Origin of the sequence: Listeria sp. ILCC792 (assembly GCF_900186135.1) — a bacterium.
Taxonomy (GTDB): Bacteria; Bacillota; Bacilli; order Lactobacillales; family Listeriaceae; genus Listeria; species Listeria goaensis.
Window position 1 is genome coordinate 72,424 of the sequence record NZ_FYBO01000007.1, and the last position, 22,939, is coordinate 95,362.

At 39.5% G+C, this 22,939-nt stretch carries 21 protein-coding genes; 15 read left to right on the plus strand and 6 right to left on the minus strand.

Features of this window, described 5'->3' with window-relative positions:
• The first annotated feature begins 88 nt into the window (after positions 1–88).
• Entirely contained in the window at positions 89–1,855 is a 1,767-nt protein-coding gene (locus tag CFS60_RS08915; protein ID WP_088839106.1) for a restriction endonuclease FokI C-terminal domain-containing protein, read from the plus strand.
• A 41-nt stretch (positions 1,856–1,896) separates the two neighbouring features.
• Here the strand turns inward: CFS60_RS08915 and CFS60_RS08920 are convergent, their stop codons facing one another.
• Entirely contained in the window at positions 1,897–3,918 is a 2,022-nt protein-coding gene (locus CFS60_RS08920) for a Dam family site-specific DNA-(adenine-N6)-methyltransferase (protein WP_179946604.1), read from the minus strand.
• A gap of 364 nt (positions 3,919–4,282) precedes the next feature.
• Positions 4,283–4,639, minus strand: a complete 357-nt coding sequence (locus CFS60_RS08925) for a DUF2200 domain-containing protein (protein ID WP_088810682.1) — start codon at positions 4,637–4,639, stop codon at positions 4,283–4,285.
• 247 nt (positions 4,640–4,886) lie between these two features.
• Between CFS60_RS08925 and CFS60_RS08930 the strand changes: the two genes are divergently transcribed.
• The 8 genes from CFS60_RS08930 to CFS60_RS08965 all read left to right on the plus strand — a co-directional run bounded on the left by CFS60_RS08930 (position 4,887) and on the right by CFS60_RS08965 (position 12,286).
• Complete coding sequence (locus CFS60_RS08930) at positions 4,887–6,899, plus strand: BglG family transcription antiterminator (protein ID WP_088816177.1); 2,013 nt, start codon at positions 4,887–4,889, stop codon at positions 6,897–6,899.
• Positions 6,900–6,913: 14 nt separating this feature from the next.
• Positions 6,914–7,249, plus strand: a complete 336-nt coding sequence (locus CFS60_RS08935) for a PTS lactose/cellobiose transporter subunit IIA (protein WP_088810684.1) — start codon at positions 6,914–6,916, stop codon at positions 7,247–7,249.
• Positions 7,239–7,574, plus strand: coding sequence for a PTS sugar transporter subunit IIB (locus tag CFS60_RS08940; RefSeq protein WP_088810685.1), 336 nt, complete (start codon positions 7,239–7,241; stop codon positions 7,572–7,574). Before CFS60_RS08935 ends, CFS60_RS08940 begins: the two co-directional genes overlap by 11 nt.
• Positions 7,575–7,592: 18 nt before the next feature.
• On the plus strand, positions 7,593–8,915 hold the full coding sequence (locus CFS60_RS08945; RefSeq protein ID WP_088810686.1) for a PTS sugar transporter subunit IIC: 1,323 nt from the start codon (positions 7,593–7,595) through the stop codon (positions 8,913–8,915).
• Between the two features lie 11 nt (positions 8,916–8,926).
• A complete protein-coding gene (locus CFS60_RS08950) occupies positions 8,927–9,649 on the plus strand; it encodes a glucosamine-6-phosphate deaminase (protein ID WP_088839108.1) in 723 nt (240 codons plus the stop codon).
• Between the two features lie 46 nt (positions 9,650–9,695).
• A complete protein-coding gene (locus CFS60_RS08955) occupies positions 9,696–10,658 on the plus strand; it encodes an aldo/keto reductase (protein ID WP_088816179.1) in 963 nt (320 codons plus the stop codon).
• The gene (locus CFS60_RS08960; protein ID WP_088816180.1) at positions 10,655–11,428 is read left to right on the plus strand and encodes a sugar phosphate isomerase/epimerase; all 774 of its coding nucleotides are present in this window, start codon (positions 10,655–10,657) and stop codon (positions 11,426–11,428) included. The genes CFS60_RS08955 and CFS60_RS08960 overlap by 4 nt, the downstream gene beginning before the upstream one ends.
• Before the next feature lie 255 nt (positions 11,429–11,683).
• On the plus strand, positions 11,684–12,286 hold the full coding sequence (locus CFS60_RS08965; protein ID WP_088816181.1) for a hypothetical protein: 603 nt from the start codon (positions 11,684–11,686) through the stop codon (positions 12,284–12,286).
• 167 nt (positions 12,287–12,453) lie between these two features.
• On the opposite strand, the gene CFS60_RS08970 is transcribed toward CFS60_RS08965, so the two are convergent.
• The gene (locus CFS60_RS08970; protein WP_088816182.1) at positions 12,454–12,708 is read right to left on the minus strand and encodes a hypothetical protein; all 255 of its coding nucleotides are present in this window, start codon (positions 12,706–12,708) and stop codon (positions 12,454–12,456) included.
• Positions 12,709–12,962: 254 nt separating this feature from the next.
• Between CFS60_RS08970 and rpsL the strand changes: the two genes are divergently transcribed.
• The 6 genes from rpsL (at position 12,963) to CFS60_RS09000 (ending at position 19,919) form a co-directional block, all read left to right on the plus strand.
• A complete protein-coding gene (rpsL, locus tag CFS60_RS08975) occupies positions 12,963–13,382 on the plus strand; it encodes a 30S ribosomal protein S12 (RefSeq protein ID WP_007474870.1) in 420 nt (139 codons plus the stop codon).
• 38 nt (positions 13,383–13,420) lie between these two features.
• Complete coding sequence (gene rpsG / locus CFS60_RS08980; protein ID WP_088810692.1) at positions 13,421–13,891, plus strand: 30S ribosomal protein S7; 471 nt, start codon at positions 13,421–13,423, stop codon at positions 13,889–13,891.
• 78 nt (positions 13,892–13,969) lie between these two features.
• Positions 13,970–16,057 carry an elongation factor G gene (fusA, locus tag CFS60_RS08985; RefSeq protein ID WP_088810693.1) on the plus strand — a complete coding sequence of 696 codons (2,088 nt, stop codon included), beginning with the start codon at positions 13,970–13,972 and terminating at the stop codon, positions 16,055–16,057.
• 135 nt (positions 16,058–16,192) lie between these two features.
• Complete coding sequence (tuf, locus tag CFS60_RS08990; protein ID WP_088810694.1) at positions 16,193–17,380, plus strand: elongation factor Tu; 1,188 nt, start codon at positions 16,193–16,195, stop codon at positions 17,378–17,380.
• Between the two features lie 101 nt (positions 17,381–17,481).
• The gene (locus CFS60_RS08995) at positions 17,482–18,486 is read left to right on the plus strand and encodes a DUF4003 family protein (protein ID WP_088810695.1); all 1,005 of its coding nucleotides are present in this window, start codon (positions 17,482–17,484) and stop codon (positions 18,484–18,486) included.
• A gap of 134 nt (positions 18,487–18,620) precedes the next feature.
• Positions 18,621–19,919 carry a LysM peptidoglycan-binding domain-containing protein gene (locus CFS60_RS09000; RefSeq protein WP_088839109.1) on the plus strand — a complete coding sequence of 433 codons (1,299 nt, stop codon included), beginning with the start codon at positions 18,621–18,623 and terminating at the stop codon, positions 19,917–19,919.
• Between the two features lie 113 nt (positions 19,920–20,032).
• On the opposite strand, the gene CFS60_RS09005 is transcribed toward CFS60_RS09000, so the two are convergent.
• From CFS60_RS09005 to eetB, 3 genes are read right to left on the minus strand one after another with little or no spacing between them, the layout of a single operon-like run.
• Positions 20,033–21,343, minus strand: a complete 1,311-nt coding sequence (locus CFS60_RS09005; RefSeq protein ID WP_088839110.1) for a metallophosphoesterase — start codon at positions 21,341–21,343, stop codon at positions 20,033–20,035.
• A gap of 51 nt (positions 21,344–21,394) precedes the next feature.
• Entirely contained in the window at positions 21,395–22,375 is a 981-nt protein-coding gene (locus CFS60_RS09010; protein ID WP_088839111.1) for a polyprenyl synthetase family protein, read from the minus strand.
• On the minus strand, positions 22,375–22,932 hold the full coding sequence (gene eetB, locus CFS60_RS09015; RefSeq protein ID WP_088810699.1) for a flavinylation system FAD exporter subunit EetB: 558 nt from the start codon (positions 22,930–22,932) through the stop codon (positions 22,375–22,377). Before eetB ends, CFS60_RS09010 begins: the two co-directional genes overlap by 1 nt.
• Positions 22,933–22,939 lie beyond the last annotated feature (7 nt).

Here is a 22,939-nt window from a genome sequence, read left to right on the forward strand (position 1 = left end):
AAAAAATTTTTTTACTCAAAGGCTGTGGTGCATTTGATTGTGACATTGAAGACATCATGGGAATCTGAAACTAGAGGGGAGATAATAAATGCATACAAGGACCTACGGTTGGGTTCAAAATCCTTCAGATTTTTCAAAATTAAAGCTCGTCGTTCAAATCTTTGATAATACTTCTATCCATTATCAAAATTTAAAAAGTAACTTAGTTAAAAACTATATTCCTTTCACTGATATCAAAAAGAACTTACTTAGCAAACTTAACGCAGGAATCGAAGAATTCACTTACTCAGAATTAGTTGGTTCTTCAAAAGATATAAATGGAAAAAGTGTTGGCAGTACAAAAACAGATGGTAGCAAAGTAAAACGTGCAGATGCAGTTGCTGATGGACTCATCCAAGTTACGATACAGCCACAGTCTATAACTACAAAAGGAAAATACTGGACTGATAACTGGACTTCTGACGGGTACTTAAGATGGGCTTTAAGTCTAAATTTTCTTAAGCATGATAGAAATACAGATACTTGTACTATTACTGAATTAGGGAACCAGTTCTCAAAAGTAGTTGATGGGTCAACAACTGAAAAAGACATACTCCAAGATGCGTTACTTGCCTATCCACCTGCCACTCAGGTGTTAAGCATTCTTGATAATTCAGTAGCTCCTATAACTAAATTTTTTATCGGTAATCGGTTAGGTTTCTCTGGCGAAAAAGGTTTTACATCATATGATGAATCCCTAATGCTTGATTGGTTTAGAACTGGAGACAAAAATGAGCTAGATAAAATCAAATCAAATATTGAGGGTACAAGTGATAAATACGCGCGTATGATTTGTACTTGGCTAGAAAAAGTAGGATTTATTGATAGACATTCCAATAATATCTTAACTGTTAATAGCGGGGAACGAGCCGGCTTTCAAACCTATTCAATTACTGGTCGAGGGAAACATGCATTAAAACAGGCTCATGGAAGTTCTAAAAACTCTCGTATAGAAAAATACTTAACGTGGGAATTTCTTGCTGTTGAAGGAAGAAACAAGAACTATATTCGTTCAAGAAGAGCATACATTTTAAAATTTTTACAAGAAACGAAGTCATACATAAAATTACTTGAAAAACTAAAACAACTTGGTTTTAGTGATGCTCCTCAAGTTATTGAAAATGATATTGCTGGACTTAACACCTTTGGAATACGAATTGAGAAAATAGGAAACACTGTAACTCTTAAAGATCGAATCTTTGATTTTTCAATTCCTCAATTGAATTTAACCCAAGAGTTAAAAGATGCTGCATTGGAGGAGAAGAAACTCAAATATCAGCAATTAACAAAACTTCCAATAAAATATATAGAATTGCTGGAAATTGCTTATGATGGTAGGAGGAATAGAGATTTTGAGATATTGGTAGCTGACATATTTAAAAATCTCTATAAATTTCACTCTATTCTTTTGGGTGGTGGAAGGAAACCTGATGGATTGATTTTCACTGATAAATTCGGTGTTATTATTGATACTAAGGCTTATGGGGAAGGATATGGGAAATTAATAACCCAAGAAGACGAAATGGTTAGATATATCGAAGATAATCAACAAAGGGATAAAAATAGGAATTCTATAACCTGGTGGGAGAAATTTAATGATGCAATTCCTGCCAATAGTTATTATTTTATGTGGGTTTCAAGCAACTTTACTGGTAACTTCCAAGAACAGTTGAATAGTACTTCAAATAGAACTGGTGTTAAAGGGGCTGCTCTTAACGTTGAACAGTTATTACTTGGCGCTGCAAATGCACAGCAAGGCATATTAGACATTTCAACATTTCCAAGCTATATGAATAATAAAGAGATTATTTGGTAAAAGTAAACCTCTTGGGGAATAAGAATCTCGAGAGGTTTGTTTTATATCAGGGTGCTGATTTCTTTCATGAGTTCACTTGTTTGTTTCAAAATTTTATGTGTTTCTGCATCATAATTAGTAACCAAAACTTCAACACTTCCAGCACCTTTTGAATTATGTGATGAATTATTATAATTGAAATCTAAATAATGAACTTCAACATTATGAGTTTCAATGTACTCTTTCAACAAATCATTTGTTTTGCCTTTATGATTGCTCACATTACTCAACGCAAATCTGACTCCCTGGGTCGTTAATGTATCCATCAAGTTATACATTACTTTCTCCTGATCCTCACCCCAATTGAGAAAACCACGATTCCCATCATTATAATTCCCTGTAGTGATTAAATATGGAGGATCTAAGTAAACAAAATCGCCATCTCGCAATGATGATAGGTCTACTTGATTAAAAAATTTATCTGTAAATGTCGCATCTATGGTCCTAAGCTTTCTGACGAACTGGCGCAAATTCTTTTCCATATTCTCGCTAAATCTACTTCTATCACGTCCAAATGGATTATTGAATTCCATCGAATTGTTAAATCTAAATTGATAATTATAGCTATAAGATACTAGAACATATAAATCTAAAGGATTAGGATTTGAGTTATATTGAGTTCTGAAATTTAGATATCCCTCTTCATTAGTTTTACTTAAGTTATACTGTGATATCCTCTTATTAATTTTTGTTACCAACTCCTCCTCATCTTGCGTAGCAAAATATCGGAACATCTCATTAATACGATTATTCATATCATTGAAAATATATTTATTCGCATTAACATTGATTCCCACATTTGCTCCTCCGCTAAACAGGTCAACAAATGTATCAATAGTTGATGGGAATAATGGGATTATTTGCTTTAATAGTTTGTATTTTCCACCGATATAATTAAGGGGGCTCTTTATATAATGTTGCCTTTCACCAACCCACTTTTTCTTTCCATCAGGTTTAATTATTTCTGACTGCTTAACTTCATTAGTTGTAGGAATTGCTTTTTTTTGAATGTAAATTAATAATTCATATAAATCATATGAATCAGACGGATTTTTAGATTTATACTTTCTGTAAGGTATTTTTTCAACCTGAATTTCACCATTGAACGATTGCTTCTTCACCAATTCTATCAGCTCATTTTCTTCAATGATTCCCTCGTTGTTATAACTTAACACAATATGAGTTGCATCAATATTGTTTAGCAAATCAGACATTGCTCTCATTGCATTTCGCTTCATAGCATACTCGCTACGCAGTGGTGACCAATCAAAAATGCGAGTTTTCCCGGATAACTCAGGCTTGTTGTTTTTTGCAACATTTTCTAACAGATGATAATTTGAAGCATATTGTCTATTATTATACGGTGTGTCTATATAAACAATATCAACAGATATTTTTGTAACTAAATCATTTGCATCTTGATTAATAGCTTTATTATATTTCCCATTATTTTTTACTTCGAGTGGTATCAATTCTAGTGGATTTAAAGAACGCTTATCCCAATGTTTCAGAAATGCCCCGTAAGTACCAGTAATGTTGCTTACATATGGAATCGCCTCAATTAAAACAGAAACTAAATAAAAGTATTCGGATACTTTTAGTATTCCTTCAGAATTCCAACTATCAATTGTATCTCTTATATAATCAATACGTTTCCCGTTTTCAGTAGTCAGATACATTGCTCCGCCAGTCGGGGTGTAATTTTCTTCGTAATATCCTATAACATTTGACTGAACATACTTTTCAGCATTTTCTTGTAGAAAATCTAACGGAGATGCTATTCCTATCGTTTTGAGACCTTCAAATGTTAAGTGTCCATTATTCTCAATGATTGCTTTTGCATTCACAAAACTAAAATATAACAAATCGTTAGAATATACCGTAAAGTAATCCTTAAAATAATTGCCTACCACATTTGTTCCTGCAAACAAGTCAAGGAACGTCTCTTCTTTGCCTGTTAACTTATCAGCCAAAATATTATCTATATTTTTTAGTAAAGTAGCTTTTGAGCCTATAAACCTCAAAATCAACATCCCCTTTCATCCTTATATGATACAAAGAACTAACGAAAAAGTCAATCCTGATATGGGATTAGAACAACTACTCAACTAATGAAGTTTAGAATAATTATACTAAAGCAGACAGAAAAAACAAGCAGATTTGAGAATGAATCCCTCGCTATAAATGTTCCATCTTTTTATACTTGTTTAAACTATTCAGGTACTTCCTTGAAACACTTTAAACAGAATAATCCATAAAAGTATGTTTTCCCTTCTCCCCGTTTAAACGCTCAGCTAATAATGGCTAAAAATCCCCAAAAGCTAGACCAAAAATCTAACTTTTGGGGTCGGCTCAACTTGAATAGTGTATTTGCGGTTTTTGATTTATTTACACATTCTCCCTCAAAACCTTCTCCATGCTCCTCCCCTTCGCAAGCTCGTCCACCAGTTTATCCAAATAGCGAATTTTTTGCATCAAAGGGTCTTCGATTTCCTCCACGCGAACGCCGCAAATGCTTCCTTTAATGAGCGCCACCTTTGGATTCATTTCGGGTGCTTTTTCAAAAAAAGTTTCAAAGTCAACCTGCTCCGCAATTTGTTTATCTAAAGCCGCCTGGTCGTACCCTGTTAACCAGCAAATTGTTGTGTCTAATTCTTCTTTTGTGCGATCTTTGCGTTCAATTTTCGTCACATAGAGCGGATAAACGCTCGCAAAACTCGTTGTGAAAATACGGTGTTTTGTCATTTGAAATTCCTCGCTTTCCTTTAGTCAAACGTTATTTTAATTGTAACAGATATTCTTTTTTGGGGATACAATTCGCTATGTAATTATACATTGAAAGACGGAAGACCTATTCATATGCTGCGGTTTTCTAGCTAAAATAAAAGTAAAACTTCTTGTTCAGACTTCGTGACAAAAGAAGTTATATGCGCAATTGAAAGCGTTTTTATTTGCGTGTAAGCTAAATTTAAAGAGTTGGTGGGGGATAAAGTTGAAATTAGATAGACGTTGCATAGATATACTCGATTTACTGTTGACTCGTGATGATTATGAGAAAGTGAAGGAACTTGCATTAGTTTTTAAAACTTCTGAACGCAATATTCGCTATAGTTTGGAAAAAATTGATGCCTTTTTGGTGGAACTAAATGGGGAAAAGCTGAGCAGGCACCCTAAAAAAGGCGTAATGATTGAAAATCGCAACAAAATTAGCGGAAGTTTTAAAAAATTCAAGCAGCAAATGACACCAGAAAAATATAAATATGATGCTGAAGAAATGGAACAATTTTTATTACTCAAACTACTTTTAGAGGAAAAGCCCGTTTCTGTGCAATATTTTCAGGACATCCTATTTATTTCTAGGTCAACGGTGCTCAATCATTTGCGCGCGATTGACGGCGATGTGTTTCTAAATGACATGGCGCTTGTGCACAAAACGCGCATCGGATATCAAATTGCTGGTGATGTTGTTTTGAAGTGTACACTTTTTGCTAGAAAGCTGCTTAAATTCATGAATATGCGCGAATTTTATCAGTTTCTCGAATCAGAACAAAGTTTATCCAAAAAAGGAGAGCTCTTTTTTTATAATCTTTTTGATCTTTCTCTTTTGGAAGAAACGGTGTCGGAAGTGGATGCGATTACGCAAAATTTAAGAAGGACTGTGGATGACCAGCTCTACCTTACCATTTTGGTCATGCTTCTTAAAATGCGCGGAGTATCTAAGGATTTTCGTTATGATACGTGGGAAAATAACGGGAGTGTGTATGATAAAGGGCTGGAAACGGTTATTAACACGGTGAAGCAGTTTAAAGATGCCGGCCAGGTTGAGCATGTCATTGGATTTGCCAAGCGCCTTTGCATCAAAATGGGTGAGCTTTACCATACCGATTTTTTGACAGACAATCAGGCGTTTTTTAACCAAATTACGTCGCATATTAGTTTAATGATTAGACGAATTCGTGGTGGCATTAGCGTAGAAAATCCAATTTTTTCAGATTTTATGCGCGACAACAAAGAAATTTTTCTAGCAACTAAGCGGATTTGCGAAGAACTAGAAGATGAATTTGAGTTTTCTACAAGCGCGCAAGAAGTTTCGTTTTTAGCCATTTATTTTGCTTCTGAACTTGAACGAAGCCTTGCTGTAGAACGAAATCGTCCAACGTTATTAATTGTTTGTGCAGAAGGGATGGCTGTATCGAATATGCTTCAAGTTCAGCTAAATCAGCTGTTTGAGTTTTCGGCTATTTCGACAACCTCCCTTCGAAAATTCAACCAAAAAATGTTGGAGCAGTTCGATTATGTCATTACAACCGTTAAAATTCCCGATATCACATCGAAAAAAATGATTCGCATCCATAGTTATTTGCAAAAAGAAGATATGCAACTGTTGCAAGAGCATTTCCAAATGAAACTCGTAACAAACAGAAAACAAGCGATTGATAAGTTTAGCGAAATCATGAATATCATTAGTGAAAACACGCAAATTATCAATCTTAGCAAGCTAGAACTGGATTTGTTAGACGTATTAACTAAACAGCCTAAAAAAGAACATGTTGAACTACCTGAAATCGAGTTCAAAGAGCAGCTTATCGTCACTAAAAAGCATGTGAATACGTGGCAACAAGCCATCAGGCTCGGAACAGAAGTTTTATTCCAAAAAGGTTGTATTGAAAAACGTTATACGGAGAAAATCATCCAGCATTTAAAGGCGTTCGGTCCGTATATGGTCATTGCTCCCGGAATTGTTTTAGCGCATGCGAGTCCAAAAGACGGCGTTTTAAAAGACAGCATGGCAGTGACCGTTTTAGAAGAGGGAATTTCCTTTTTTGATCGCTACGGCGAGCCCGTTCGTTTGATTTTTACGCTTGCCTTTGAATCGAAGGAAGCAAGACGTTTAGTCGAGCAGCTGATGAAAGTAGTGCTAAACGAAGAACAAGTTAGCCGAATTCTTTCAGCCAAAAGCCACAAAGATATTTATAGTTATGTGAAATCTGCAATTTATGAATGAGAGAAGGTAGTTTTATGAAAACAGAAGAAATCGCATTTTCATTAATTTCACTTGCTGGAGATTCCTTTTCGCAGCTTGTTGAAGCATTACAATGTGCAAAAGCTGGCAAAAAAAGTGAAATGGAAGAAAAGTTAGCGGGAGCTGAACGATTGATGAATGAAGCACATAAAGTGCAAACAGAATTGATGGTAGAAGAAATCCGCGGGGATAAAACGGAATTTTCCGTCTTGCTTGTACATGCACAAGACACTCTAATGAACACGATTTTAGCTTCTACGCTAATCCGTGAAATGATTGATATGTATATCGAATTAAAAGGAAATCAGGAGGCGACACAAGATGAATTTTGATAGACTACACGTTTTATTAGTTTGTAACTTAGGAGCTTCAACAGGTGTGATGGTCACAAAAATGAAAGAAATTGCAGCGGGAAGCGAGAAGCTGAAAAATACAGACATTCGCATTGAAGCGCATCCTGCTGGCGAGCTACGCGAATATATTGAAGACTTTGATGTTGTCATGGTAGGTCCGCAAATTAAACATCAATTTAAAATGTTGAAAGAAATTGCGGATGCAGCGGGGAAACCCATTCAAGTCATTGACACGAAAGATTATGGCACAGTAAATGGCGCGAATATTTTAAAAGACGCCATCATTCTTAAAACAAGCCATTAAAATTTAGGAGGAAAAGTCATGAGTACGAATAAGACATCAATCATGGAGCGCTTTATTGCATTCATGGAAAAGTATTTTGAACCAATTGCTGCCAAAATTGAAAAACAACGACATATCCAGTCCATCAAAAATGGTATGATTGCCCTTATTTCAGTCCTTATCATTGGCTCATTTTCACTGATTATCTCCGCTATCGGAAATATGTTTCCAGAAGGCACTGCCATTAAAACGTTCTTCGTTGATAATGCCGAAATGTTAAATTTACCTTTCCAATTCACATTCGGTTTGCTATCACTTTATGCGGCCGTTACGATTTCATATAATCACGCCAAACAATTAAAAGTGCCTATTTTACATAGCATTCTAGGCGCTGTAATGACGACCATAGTTTTAAACACGAAGTTTATTGATGGAAAACTAAGCACGGAATATTTAGACTCACGCGGCTTGTTCATCGCAATTTTTGGTTCGCTTCTTGCCGTTGAAACGATTCACTTTTTTATTAAAAAGAAAGTCACGATTCGAATTAAAGGCTTACCAGACGGGATTGCTCAAACGTTTGAAGCCATCGTGCCGCTCGTTGTTATCCTCTTTTTATCCGTAGTCATTAGCATTTTAATGCAAACGGTTACAAAAGGACAAATTATTCCAGAAGCATTTACAACTATGCTTGCGCCAGCAATTAATAGCATCGACACGCCGTACGCAGTCTTTTTAATTTGCTTCTTCGAAATGCTATTTTGGTTCATCGGCTTAAACGGATATGCCATTTTAGTCGGCTTCGTTATGCCATTTATGACACAATACTTGGGCGCGAATGCGGCGGCTTATGCTGCAGGCGAACCAATTCCGCATGTTTTTGCCCCCAATTTTTGGGACTATTTCATGGGCTTCTCCGGTTCTGGGATTACCGGTGCGCTCGTGTTACTCGCGCTATTTAGTCGCTCGAAAGAACTAAAAGCCGTCGGGAAAGCTTCCGTTGTGCCAGCCGTCTTTACAATTTCTGAGCCAGTCGTGTTCGGGTTGCCAATCTGTTACAACCCATACTTATTCATTCCGTTTGTTCTCGGAACGCCGATTATTGCGGTAGGACAGTGGTTTGTCTTCCACTTAGGTTGGGTTCGCCCTCCAATTGCAAACGTAGGCGGAACGCCGATTCCACTCGCACAATATTTAGCGACGATGGACTGGCGCGCCATCATTTTAATCGTTTTCGTACTGGCCGCGGCGACCTTGATGTACTATCCGTTCTTCAAAATGTATGAAAGAAGCCTCGTCAAGCAGGAGTCGGTCGTTTCAGAACGGCAAGCTGCACACGAAGCGTTAGACCTTGATTTTTAGGAGGAAAAAAGATGTTAAAAAAATTTGATGACGACAAGGCGGTAGCAATCGCTATCAGCAACCAAATTGAGTCCCTCTTACAAGAAAAGCCAGATGCGCTTATTTGTATCGCGGGAGGCGACACGCCGCTCAAAACGATGGCGGAACTTGTGCGCCGCAATAAAAACGGCCAAATTGATTTCAGCAAGGCGTATTTTGTCGGCTTAGATGAGTGGGTTGGGCTCGGCCGTGAAACAAAAGGTAGTTGCCGCCAGACGCTCTATGATTATTTTTATGACCAATTGGAAAATATAAATCCTGACCATGTTTGCTTTTTTGACGGAAAAGCGAAAAATTTGGCGGTCGAATGCAAACGAATCGATCATTTTATTGACGAAAGAGGTGGCATTGATTTCATTTTGCTTGGAATCGGCATGAACGGCCATATTGGCTTCAATGAACCAGGCGTGCCAGTCGATGTGAACGCCCACGTGGTCGAACTTGATGACGTCACGAAAAAAGTGATGAGCAAGTATTTTGATCAAGATTTGCCGCTTACAAATGGAATTTCACTCGGCATGAAGCAAATTAAACAGGCGAAAGAGATTATTGTAGCCGCAACCGGCAGTAAAAAAGTGGAAATCGTCGAATTAACAATGAATAGCGAACCAACCGCAAATATTCCAGCTACTTTACTTAAAAACGCAACAAGTACTCAGTTTTTCGTAGATCAGGAAGCGGGCGCACGCGTTTAGACTTGCAAACTAATTTTAATCAAAAAAGAAACAGGTGGCGATAAAATTGAAACAAATTCGAGTAAACGGAAAAAAAGATGGAAGAAACATTTTAATCCCATGTGCAAACCTTGTCATGGGCGCAGGCGACTTCTTGCGAGCAGACAACATGGACGTGGCGGCGCAAATTTTAGACCGCTACTTCGAATGCGGTGGCAACATTTTTGATACCGCAAGACATTACCGTCATAGTGAAAACGCCATTGGCATCTGGATGGAAGAACGCAAAAACCGCGACCGAGTCATTATCCAAACGAAAGGCTGCCACCCAGTGCGTGGCGCGCTAGACGTGCCTCGGGTGACACCAGCTGCCATTCATGAGGACATTTCAACGAGTTTAGAGATGCTTCGAACCGACCATGTGGAACTTTTTGCGCTTCACCGCGATGATGAAACTGTCCCAGTTGGGCCGCTCATGGAGGCGCTCCACAAAGAAGTAGAAGATGGCCGCGTCTATGCGATTGGCGTTTCCAATTGGGAGCTAGCGCGAATCATTGAGGCGAACGAATATGCGCAAACGCACGGTTTGACCCCACTTAGCTTTAACAGCCCCAATTTAAGCTTGCCAAAAGTCAATCGTCCGCGCTGGGAAGACTGCGTTTCGGCAGACGACACGATGATAAAATGGCACGAGCAAACTGATTTGCCGCTCTTTTCTTGGTCAAGTCAGGCAGGTGGCTTCTTTTCAGGTAGGTTCACGAGAGATAATTTGGAAGACACCGAAATGGTCGAAGTGTATTACAGCGAAAAGAACTGGGAACGTTACAGCCGAGCGGAAAAACTGGCACAAGAAAAAGGCGTGACACCAATTCAAATTTCACTCGCCTACGTTTTGCATCAATCATTCCCAACAGCCGCAGTTATCGGCCCAGAAACGACGAGCGAGCTGAATTCTTCCATCGAAGCCGCTGATATTCACTTAACGCAACTGGAGGTCGACTGGCTTGACCTAAGGAGGGACAACCGATGAGCTTCCACGACAAGATTGCCATTCAACTTTACTCCGTTCGGAAAGAAATGGAAGCAGATTTGGAAGGAACACTGCGCCGTGTGAGCGAACTCGGCATCAAACATGTTCAGCTTGACGGCATGCGTAATAACCCGCCACTTGAAGTTGCGAGATTGCTGAAAAAGTACGACTTAAATGTTGTTGGCATGCACATTAAACACGATCGTTTCTTCGACGATTTGGACGGCATTATTTACGAAGCTTGCCTATTCGATTGTAAAATAATTTATGATAAATACATCGAAGAAGAAGACCAAAATGAAGTAGGGTACAGGAAAACAAAGCGGGCTTTGCTAGACGTGGCGTATAAACTGGCGCCGCTAGGATTCCGAGTCGGCCTCCACAACCCCGAATACGATTTTAAATCGGAAATTGATGGCCGAATGATGATGGATTTCATTACCGACCCCGAAGCGGGCGTTTCAATCTACGCAGAACCAGACACATATTGGATTTCGGCGTCTGATGTGGACCCGGTCGAATATATCAAACGCTACTCCGGGCGCGCCCCAATTGTTCACATGAAAGATTATATCCCGGGTTTTGAAATAACCGATATGGATCATAACTTAACGGAAATCGGTTCTGGCGCTGTCGATTTTAAAAGCATCATCGAATGGGGCGAACAAAACGGCGTTGAGTTTTACTGCATCGAACAAGATCGTAGCAAGCTAGACATGTTCGAAAGCTTAGCAACTAGCATCAAAGCCTTAAAAGCGATTCAGCTTTAAATAGAAACACGCGCAACCCCCTCTTTTGAATAAATACAAGTGGATATCTAAAGAGACTTTTTTTATCATTTGTGTTTAGATGAACAAGACTTGTAAACAGTCATAACATCATTAGAAAAGAGGGATTAAGATGAAAAGATTTATTAAAAAAGCTATTTTAACGACAATTATTGCTCTAGCTTTGATGCAAGTAACAGGGACACAAGTAAGGGCATCTGCAATTGGGTAGAGGAGACGGGGGATATCCTTAGTGATTTGGATAGTTATTTAGATAACTACTCTGTAGAAACAGCAGAAGAAAATGGGGTGGAAAATGCCAATAGTGAAACTATTCGAAATGATATCAATGAACTCAAAGAAGAACTTGCTAACTTAAGTGAAGAAGAACAAGAAAAGCTAGCATATTATTTCAGTGATCCAGAGGCAATGCAAGCTGCAATCGAAGATGATGCTAATGAGGATGTAATTATTGAATCAGAAGATGTGTTTGAGTCAACAAAACCTTTATTAAAAGCTGGAGTAACTAAAACTCGTAATGCTACACATAGCTATTCGATGAAATTTTTCGGCATTACTATGACTAAATATGTGGTTTCAGTTAAGTATACAACTAGTGGAGGGACGGTTAAATCTATAGTATCTTCCTCGGGCTACGTGGATAAGAATTATAACCCAACTGTTAAAACAAGCCGTATCGAAAAAAATGCTTGGATTGCAAACAATCGAGCAAAAACGACATCACGTTTTAAATATAGTTTAGTTCATAAGGAGTACGGGGTTGAGTTAGGGACTATAACAGTACATGTAGAAGGAACCTCAGGTGGTGGTAAGTATAACGGATATGCTAAGATTAGTTGAATAGTAAGTTTTTTGTAATTAAAAACACGCACTCTCCAATGGCTGGTCAGTGCGTGTTTTATTGCTGTTAACTTGAAATCTAGTGTACAGGGCTGCAGCGGGTGTAGCCTATCTATATTTTATAGTTTCGGCTTTGCGCATAGTGATTACTATAACTTAGATATTGGTCAATTAATTTTACCTTTTGATAGAAAAAAAGTTATGGCACCAATTAACATTAGTACAATGATGACAGTTGATAATACAATACTTATAATGGAAATGATTTTTGTACTCTTATTAATAGTGTTTGGATTAGTCCGCACTGCGTTTCTGCTAATTATTAATGTAGGGATTGCAATGATTAGTCCAAATGGTATAAATAAAGAAATAATAGAAAAAAACATGGTCCAAAGTTCTTTTCTTTTTTGTGTTAAAGCCATCTTGAGCCTCCAATGTATGTTATGTCTAAGCCTATTTTACTTTCTTTCAATTTCTTTGGCAAGATACAGAAGGAACTCACGTAAAGCACTTGACATGAAACCCGTCAAGTGTTACTATATTCAAGGTGCCTCACCTATAGAGGTCTTGAAATAATGAATGTTGTAGTACGCATCTACAGCAGTTTTATTTTTTCGAAAAAATGAACCACCTGGATGTGTGGAACTACTAAACCGAGAAAGGAGGAACCTATCCAATGCCTACTATTAACCAATTAGTTCGCAAACCGCGTCAATCTAAATCTAAGAAATCTGACTCTCCAGCACTTAACAAAGGGCTTAACACTTTCAAGCGTGAACTTACTAACGTGAATTCACCGCAAAAACGTGGTGTTTGTACTCGTGTTGGTACAATGACTCCAAAGAAACCTAACTCCGCGCTTCGTAAATATGCTCGTGTGCGCTTAAGTAACGGTATCGAAGTAACGGCTTATATCCCAGGTATCGGACACAACTTACAAGAGCACAGTGTTGTTCTTATTCGTGGTGGACGTGTAAAAGATTTACCAGGGGTACGTTATCATATCGTGCGTGGTGCTCTTGACACTGCTGGTGTTGAAAATAGAGGACAAAGTCGTTCTAAATACGGAACGAAAAAACCTAAAGCAAGTAAATAATTTTTTAAAATTCTATCCTTATGAAAGGAGGATATCCAATGCCTCGTAAAGGTCCTGTTGCTAAACGTGACGTGTTGCCAGATCCTATTTATAATTCGAAATTGGTAACTCGCTTAATTAATAAAATGATGGTTGATGGTAAACGTGGAAAATCCCAAGCAATTTTATACGCTGCTTTTGACATCATTAAAGAAGAAACTGGTAATGATCCGATGGAAGTTTTTGATCAAGCGATTAAAAACATCATGCCAGTTCTTGAAGTAAAAGCTCGTCGTGTCGGTGGTGCAAACTATCAAGTTCCAATCGAAGTGCGTCCAGATCGTCGTACTACTCTTGGTCTTCGTTGGTTAGTAAACTATGCACGTCTTCGTGGTGAAAGAACGATGGAACTTCGTCTTGCGCGCGAAATCATGGATGCTGCTAATAATACGGGTTCTTCTGTTAAGAAACGTGAAGATACTCATAAAATGGCAGATGCAAACAGAGCATTCGCTCATTATCGTTGGTAATATTAAGTTTTATCAGCATAAATTAAACTCGAAAAGGCTAATCGCCTAAAAAACGTTTTATGGAAGGAGAAAGAAAACATGGCAAGAGAGTTCTCCTTAGAAAAGACTCGTAATATTGGTATTATGGCGCACATTGATGCGGGTAAAACTACTACTACTGAGCGTATTCTTTTCTATACAGGGCGTATTCACAAAATTGGTGAAACGCATGAAGGTGCCTCCCAAATGGACTGGATGGAGCAAGAGCAAGAACGTGGTATCACTATCACTTCTGCTGCGACAACAGCACAATGGAATGGTTACCGCGTAAATATCATCGATACACCGGGACACGTAGACTTCACAGTTGAAGTTGAACGTTCACTTCGTGTACTTGATGGCGCTGTTGCGGTTCTAGATGCACAATCTGGTGTAGAACCACAAACAGAAACTGTTTGGCGTCAAGCTACTACTTACGGGGTTCCTCGTGTAGTATTCGTCAACAAAATGGATAAAATTGGTGCAGATTTCTTATATTCTGTAGGCACTTTACATGATCGTCTTGATGCAAATGCACATCCAATTCAATTACCAATCGGTGCTGAAGATACTTTCACTGGTATCATTGATTTAATTGAAATGAATGCACTATTTTATGAAGACGATTTAGGTAACGATCCTCATATTAAAGAAATTCCTGAAGATATGAAAGATCTTGCTGAAGAATATCATGGTAAACTAATCGAGGCAGTTGCTGAACTTGATGAAGAACTTATGATGAAATATCTTGAAGGTGAAGAAATTACGAAAGATGAGCTTAAAGCAGCGATCCGTAAAGGAACACTTGCAGTTGAGTTTTATCCAGTAGTATGTGGTACAGCATTTAAAAACAAAGGTGTTCAACCAATGCTTGATGCTGTTATCGATTACCTTCCAGCACCAACTGACGTTCCTTCTATCAAAGGTGTTTTACCTGATGGTGAAGAATCTGAACGTCATGCAAGTGATGAGGAACCATTCTCTTCTCTAGCATTTAAAGTTATGACTGACCCTTATGTAGGTCGTTTAACTTTCTTCCGCGTTTACTCTGGTACTTTGAACTCTGGTTCTTACGTACAAAACTCAACTAAAGGTAAACGTGAACGTGTAGGTCGTATCCTACAAATGCACGCCAATCACCGTGAGGAAATCGATATCGTTTACTCTGGTGACATCGCTGCAGCTGTAGGTCTTAAAGATACTACAACTGGGGACACTCTATGTGATGAAAAGAACCAAATTATCTTAGAATCTATGGAATTCCCAGAACCAGTTATCTCGGTTGCGATTGAGCCTAAATCAAAAGCTGACCAAGATAAAATGGGTCAAGCTCTTGCTAAATTAGCAGAGGAAGATCCAACTTTCCGTACTGAAACAAATACGGAAACTGGACAAACTATCATCTCCGGTATGGGTGAGCTTCACTTAGATATCCTTGTTGACCGTATGAAACGTGAATTCAAGGTTGAGGCTAACGTAGGTGCGCCTCAAGTATCTTACCGTGAAACATTCCGCACATCAGCACAAGTCGAAGGTAAATTCGTTCGTCAATCTGGTGGTCGTGGTCAATATGGTCACGTTTGGATTGAATTCGCTCCTAACGAAGAAGGTAAAGGTTTTGAATTTGAAAATGCAATTGTCGGTGGGGTTGTTCCACGTGAATACATTCCAGCTGTCCAAGCAGGTCTTGAAGGCGCACTAGATAATGGTGTACTTGCAGGCTATCCGTTAATTGATATCAAAGCAAAACTATATGATGGATCTTACCATGACGTTGACTCCAACGAAATGGCATTTAAAGTAGCTGCAAGCATGGCGCTTCGTAATGCTGCTAAAAAATGTGATCCAGTTATTTTAGAACCAATCATGTCTGTTGAAGTTGTTATCCCAGAAGAATATCTTGGTGATATCATGGGTAACATCACAAGCCGTCGTGGACGTGTAGATGGTATGGAAGCTCGCGGAAACGCTCAAGTTGTTCGTGCTTTCGTTCCACTTGCTGAAATGTTCGGTTATGCAACTGACTTACGTTCTGCAACTCAAGGTCGCGGTACTTACACAATGCAATTTGACCACTATGAAGAAGTTCCTAAATCTATTGCAGAAGACATTATCAAGAAAAACGGTGGAAATAAAGACGAAGATTAATCTCTTCTGATTTAACGCAATGAATTGCATTTTTGCTCGATTTCTTGTATAACATTAGTTAGAAGTATCTACTAAATGAATTTCATTTAGTGACTTAAATATCATTTTTTCAAACATTGAGGAGGATTTTATAAAATGGCAAAAGAAAAATTTGACCGCTCTAAACCCCATGTTAACGTTGGTACAATTGGACACGTCGATCATGGTAAAACTACTTTAACAGCAGCTATCACTACTGTTTTATCTAAAAAAGGTTTTGCACAAGCTTCTGCATATGACCAAATTGATGGTGCTCCAGAAGAACGCGAACGTGGAATCACAATCTCTACAGCACACGTAGAGTACGAAACTGAAAACCGTCACTATGCACACGTTGACTGCCCAGGACATGCTGACTATGTTAAAAACATGATCACTGGTGCTGCACAAATGGACGGTGGGATCTTAGTAGTATCTGCTGCTGATGGCCCAATGCCACAAACTCGTGAGCACATCTTACTTTCTCGTCAAGTAGGTGTTCCTTACATCGTTGTATTCTTAAACAAATGCGACATGGTTGATGATGAAGAATTATTAGAATTAGTTGAAATGGAAGTTCGTGATCTATTATCTGAATACGAATTCCCTGGTGACGATATTCCTGTAATTAAAGGTTCTGCTCTTAAAGCTCTTGAAGGTGACGCAGCTTGGGAAGAAAAAATCTACGAATTAATGGATGCAGTAGATTCTTATATCCCAACTCCAGAACGTGATAAAGCTAAACCATTCATGATGCCAGTTGAGGATGTATTCTCTATCACTGGTCGTGGTACAGTTGCAACTGGACGTGTTGAGCGTGGTGAAGTTCGTGTTGGTGATGAAATCGAAATCATCGGTATCGAAACTGAAACTTCCAAAACAACTGTTACAGGTGTAGAAATGTTCCGTAAGCTTCTTGATTATGCAGAAGCTGGCGATAACATTGGTGCATTGCTTCGTGGTGTTGCGCGTGAAGATATCCAACGTGGTCAAGTATTAGCTAAACCAGGTTCGATTACTCCACACACGAACTTCAAAGCTGAAACTTATGTTTTATCTAAAGAAGAAGGTGGACGTCATACTCCATTCTTCAATAACTACCGTCCACAATTCTATTTCCGTACAACTGACGTAACTGGTATCGTTACTTTACCAGAAGGTACTGAAATGGTTATGCCTGGCGATAACGTAGAATTAACTGTTGAACTAATCGCGCCAATCGCGATTGAAGACGGTACTAAATTCTCTATCCGTGAAGGTGGACGTACTGTAGGAGCTGGCGTTGTTTCCAGCATTCAAAAATAATTAACAATAACTTAAAACCAGCGGGACAATAGTTCCGCTGGTTTTTTTACGTCTAAAATTGGTATACTTATTATGGATGCAAGATAAAGGAGTGTAGCGAATTGGCAAATGAATTAAGTTATGTAGATGAATTAACACAACTGCTTTCCGAAAACTATGAACGGATTCGGAAAAGTAAAGTAAACTTTGTAGATAAACGAATTCGTTTTTTAATCGCAAGACTTTTTACGGGGAAAAATGAGTTAGTCGATGCAGAACGATTTTTTGCCGCGGACCGCGCGATAAAATCTGAATTAGGCTTTTTTACCGCCCTGAATGGAAATGTTCGGGCGTCGCTAGCGGGGCTTTTAGTAGCCGATGGAACCGATGATAGGTCGGATGTGTTGCGCCTCATTCAGCATTACCGCGAACTGGTTGAGGTGAAATTTGGCAGGTCAGAGTTCACCTATTTTGCGGCATATTTACTTTTGAAACAGGAGAATGCGGATAGTGTAGCGACAGCAAAACGGGCGAAGGAAATTTATACATGCCTCAAAAAATTTCATCCTTTTTTAACCGGACCAGAAGATGCAACGGCAAGTGTGATGCTAGCATCGCTTGATACCTCGCTCTCGGCGCAAGAAATTGCTGACATTGTAGAGTTTTATTTCCAAGAGTTTGCGGACTTGGATTTCCATAAAAACAATGGCTTGCAGGCGCTTGCGGCAACAGCAGCCCTACTTTATGGTAAAAAGGATCGCATATTTGTGACGCGTGTCAGAACGCTTTTAAATGAGCTGGACAAAAAAGGGATTAAAGTGAAGGAACTATACTATAATACCATTGGAATTTTAGCGTATGTAAATGACGGGGCCAAACTGGATGCGCACTTTTTCGAACTCGTTTCAGAGCTTAGCCAAGTTTCGGGATTAAAGTTTTTCGGAAAAACATTTTATACGGCACTTGCGCTTAGTCTGTATACTGAAGAAGTGACTGGAAAAATGAACCAAGCGCAAATTGAAAATTTAATGGTCAGTGTGCACGTCTTAATTGCCATTGAGCAAGCAAGTGCAGCGGCCGCAGCCGCGGCGGCTAGCGCTGCTGCAGCAAATAGTTCGAGTAATTAAATTAAACCCGTTGTCATAAGTCTAGTATACGTTTTCTACAAACAAAACCTGTTCAATACTGAACAGGTTTTGTTGTGTCCTACTTTGGGAACTAATAGGAGGTGGCGCAATCACTGAATAAAGGAGGACTTTAGATGAAAAAGCTTTTTTATGTTGCGATTCTTATTTTACTTATAGGAATTGTTCTACCATTTCGTGCGCAAGCGGCGGTAGATTATGGGTCGCAATTTTTTACAAATGTGAGCTTAGAAAATGTTTCAGGCAAAGAAAGCTCAGAATTCCGCAAAACGGATAAGGTGAAAGTGGTGTATGACTTTAAGGTGAACCAGCAAGTGCATACGGGGGATCAAATGACGATCGCGCTGCCGGAACAGCTGACTATGGTAAGTTATGCGCCGTTTCAATTGAAGGATTCAGAGGGGAATGTGGTTGCGCTAGCGGAGACGAACTCTACAACGGGAATGCTAACACTAACGTTTACTAATTTTGTTGAAACGCATCAAAATATTCAAGGAAGTATGTTTTTTTGGGCGAAATTCAATGTTGAAAAAATCCAATTGGGTAGCGAGAATCAGCTGACCTTCCCAGTTCAAAACGAGGCTGTCGTGAAATCCGTTTTAGTCAAAGATACAACAAGTGGTGGCAGTAGTGAGGGGACTTCTGTCATTTACAAGCAAGGACGCATCGACACGAAGCAGCCGGACCGAATCAATTGGACGGTGACAGTTAATAATGCGCTGCTTGACATTGAGAACGGCTATGTAATCGATACGATTGGCCCGGGACATGAGCTAATCAACCCTGTACAAGTACGTTATCGCGATGAAAATAAAAAAGTAGTGGCAACATATACGCAGACAGTAAACGTGCAAAACCGAGCTTTCCGCATTGATGTCGGGTCGCTCAGCAAGCAATCGGTTGTCATCACGTATCAAACGAAGGTGAACGGCGGCCAGACAAGTTATAAAAACAATGCAACGTTATACGGCGATAACATTAAAATTTACTCCCGAAACTCAACCGTGAATGATTATAGTAACGGCGGGAAAGGCGGGGGCGAAGCAACACCGCCACCAACGTCTACCCCAGAACCAAAGCCAGAAGTAACACCAACACCTAACATGGAAGAAGCCACAACCGAACCACCAACTACTACTGTGGAGAAAAACGGTGAAAAGATTTACTACTATGAAGTAAAAAAAGGCGACACGCTAAAAAGTATCGCAACTTCCTTTAAAACGACGCCAAAACAACTAATGATGTGGAACAATTTGCCGAGCGAAAACGTTTACGTTGGGCAAAAATTAATTGTGCGCATCGAAAACCAAACCACCATTTCGCTGCCACATACAGGAGATAGCGCAGGCCTTCTCATAAGCCTATCCGGATTATTAATGCTCGGAACTGGCGGGCTTCTGCTAAGACGGAAATAACCAATTGAATATAAGAAAATCGAGCAGAAAAGGCAATTTCTGCTCGATTTTTATTCATCTGATGAAGCTGTCACCATCTAAAATGGCCTGTGACGAAGAGGCATAATGATTAATCATTTCCCAGTCCACTCATCATTCGACCGTTTCGGTGCGCCACTTGTGCTGATAACGTACTTCTTCAGGAAACTATTTGGCGCGCTTTGCCATAGTTTTAACCCGTCCGATTTTGGCGGTGCAACACCAGCAAAATAAGAGAGATTGTTTAGCGCCATCGTATCGGCCATCGCCTCTTTTTCTTGCTCAGAATAGCTGTCAAAATCGTCGCTCGTTGCGAGGTCCTCCATCGCTTTTCCGTAACCATTTAAATAAAACTGATCATAATCTTTTTGGTTGAAAGAAAGGAATTTATCGCTCGTCAGATTATTTTGTTTGGCGTATTCCTCTAAATTAACTTTCCCCGTTTGATAATTAAAAAGAGCCTTTTCTCCCGAATAAGTGATTTTTCCGTACTTATGTGGGTAGACAGAAAGCGCGTTTGTTGTAATATCTGTGAGTTTGCCGTCAGTCGCGATGTTTTGAGTATGAATGTGCCCGCTTAGTGCAAATGTGAAATTCGCTTTCTTGAACGCATTTTGGACGTCCTCTGCATAATTAATCGTATAACCTTGTTGCAGAATTTCGCTATGATTCATTAAATTGTGGTGCATCACCGGAACGATTTTTACATTATTCGCCTTCGCTAAATCAGCACACTCTTTAATCCATTCAAGCGTCCCCGTCGTTAAGCCGCCATCAGTTTGCGGTGAGCCAAGCTGCATATTGCTCTTATAATGGTTCGTATCAAGCATAAGTAGCCAGACATCTTTTGAAGCAGGCGCCAAATAACTAAGAGAAAATTTATCCTTTAAAACCGCCTCTTTTAGGCCGAAATTCTCGTAAATTTTTGCGAATTCCTCGGGTGTGATGCTGTCCGTTTTGTACTGCTTATCCGCTTTGAAACTCCGTGCCCACGGATTATTAATGTCGTGATTGCCTGGAATGACGTAAACATCGGTACCAGATTTCTCAACTTTTTCAAGCTTCTTTGCCAAGTTCTCATGGCTTTTCCGTTCCCCGTTATTCGTTAAGTCGCCACTCAAAATCAAAATATCCGCCTGGTCTTTTGACACATCAGCCAAAAAGGCATCGGTCATTTCATCGCTCACTTGAAGCGCCTTGCCATCACCAGAAGTTACATACGTTTTGAAAGCCTCGCCAAAATCGGTTAATTCAGGCGCCAAATAATGAACGTCCGTTGCGACCCGAATGGAAATATCTGTCTTATCTTTCACCGGCTTAATCGTTTCTGTTGCTTCGCCAGATGAACATGCAGAAAGGTAGGCGCATGTAAAAAGTAAAATAAAAAGAAGACTGAAACGTTTCATGCTAATTCCTCCTTTGAAAAATAATTCACAAACACATGTGTGCAGAAAAAATTAAATTTTCCGCGTTAAAATCTCGCTCGTCAAACGCTCAAGCGTCGTTTTATAGGCCCCGTCTGGCAATTTCGAAATTTCTTTTTGCGCTTTTTTCGTGTATTTTTGCGCTAAATCAAACGCTTTTTCAACACCCTCATGTTTTTCGATTAATTCGAGAAGCGCCTTCAAATCGTCATCAGTCATCGCTTCTTTTTTAGAGAGCAAAGGTTCAAACTCATTTTTTTGTCCGCGCATCGCATAAATAAGCGGAAGCGAATAAACACCTTGCAAAACATCGTTTAAAACCGGTTTCCCAAGCCCCGAGTCAGTACTCGTATAATCCAAAACATCATCAATAATTTGGAAAGCCATCCCCAAATAGTGCCCAATATTCCAAGCTTTTATCGCCATTTTTCGTGGAGCCTTACTCGCTGTTGCACCAGAATAGCAGCTAAGCGCAAAAAGTTGCGCCGTTTTCCCAGAAATCCGCGATAAATACTCCTTCACCGACACATCAAGATTATAGCGCATCCGCATTTGATCCAGCTCGCCCATCAAAATCTTCTCGATATTGCGACTGCTAAACTCAATGTTTTGCAATGAATCCGAATGCTTCGACAAAATTTTAAAGCAAACCGTAAATAAATAATCTCCTGTATAAACCGCGTAATGGTTCCCGTAGCGCGAATGAATCGTAGGCTCCCCGCGTCTAAGTGGTGACTCGTCTACCACGTCATCATGAATGAGCGTAGCCATATGCAAAACTTCAAGTGCTGCCGCAACCGAAACCGCCCGTTCGCGTTCGTAATTCGGCCCAATTTCTGCCATCAAAAGTGCATATGCCGGACGAAGCAACTTACCGCCCGCATGAATCAGTGATTTTACATTTTGGTTAACACGCTTGTCGCGAATTTGAATGTTTTTTTCAATTGTAGTTAATACATCTTTTAAATCAGTTTCTAAATCTGGGTACGAAGCCCACATGGAATGAAGTTGCATCATGAAACTCCTTTTTTATTTATTAAAGCGCGTTCTTGTTTAGCATCGAAAAAAGTGCGCAATGTTTGCACATTCTGAAGTAAATAGTTTGCTGCAATCCCAATTGCAATCCCCGATAAAATCCCAATAAACGAAAGTACCGGCAAATAAAGCATAACATTCCACGATCCAGCAATCCAACTGGCCACAACAAGTTGACCAACATTATGCAAAATCCCGCCAGTCGTACTCACGCCAATAATGCTGACGCGCTTTGGACCAAGCTTTTGAACCGCCCACATGCCCACGAAACTAAGCAAAGCCCCCGCCGCACTATATAAAAACGTCGAAATTGTCCCGCCTAAAAGCGTCGAAAGCACAAGACGAATACAGACGATCATAAAAGCATCTTTCGTCGATAACGTATAAAGTGAAATACACGTTATAATATTCGATAACCCCAGTTTAGCGCCAGGCGCAAAAGCAAACGGAAAAGGAATCGCTCGTTCTAGCAAGCTAATGACAACCGCTTGAGCCGCCAAAAGCGCTATATAAACAAGGCGTTTATTTTTAGTCATCAAAATT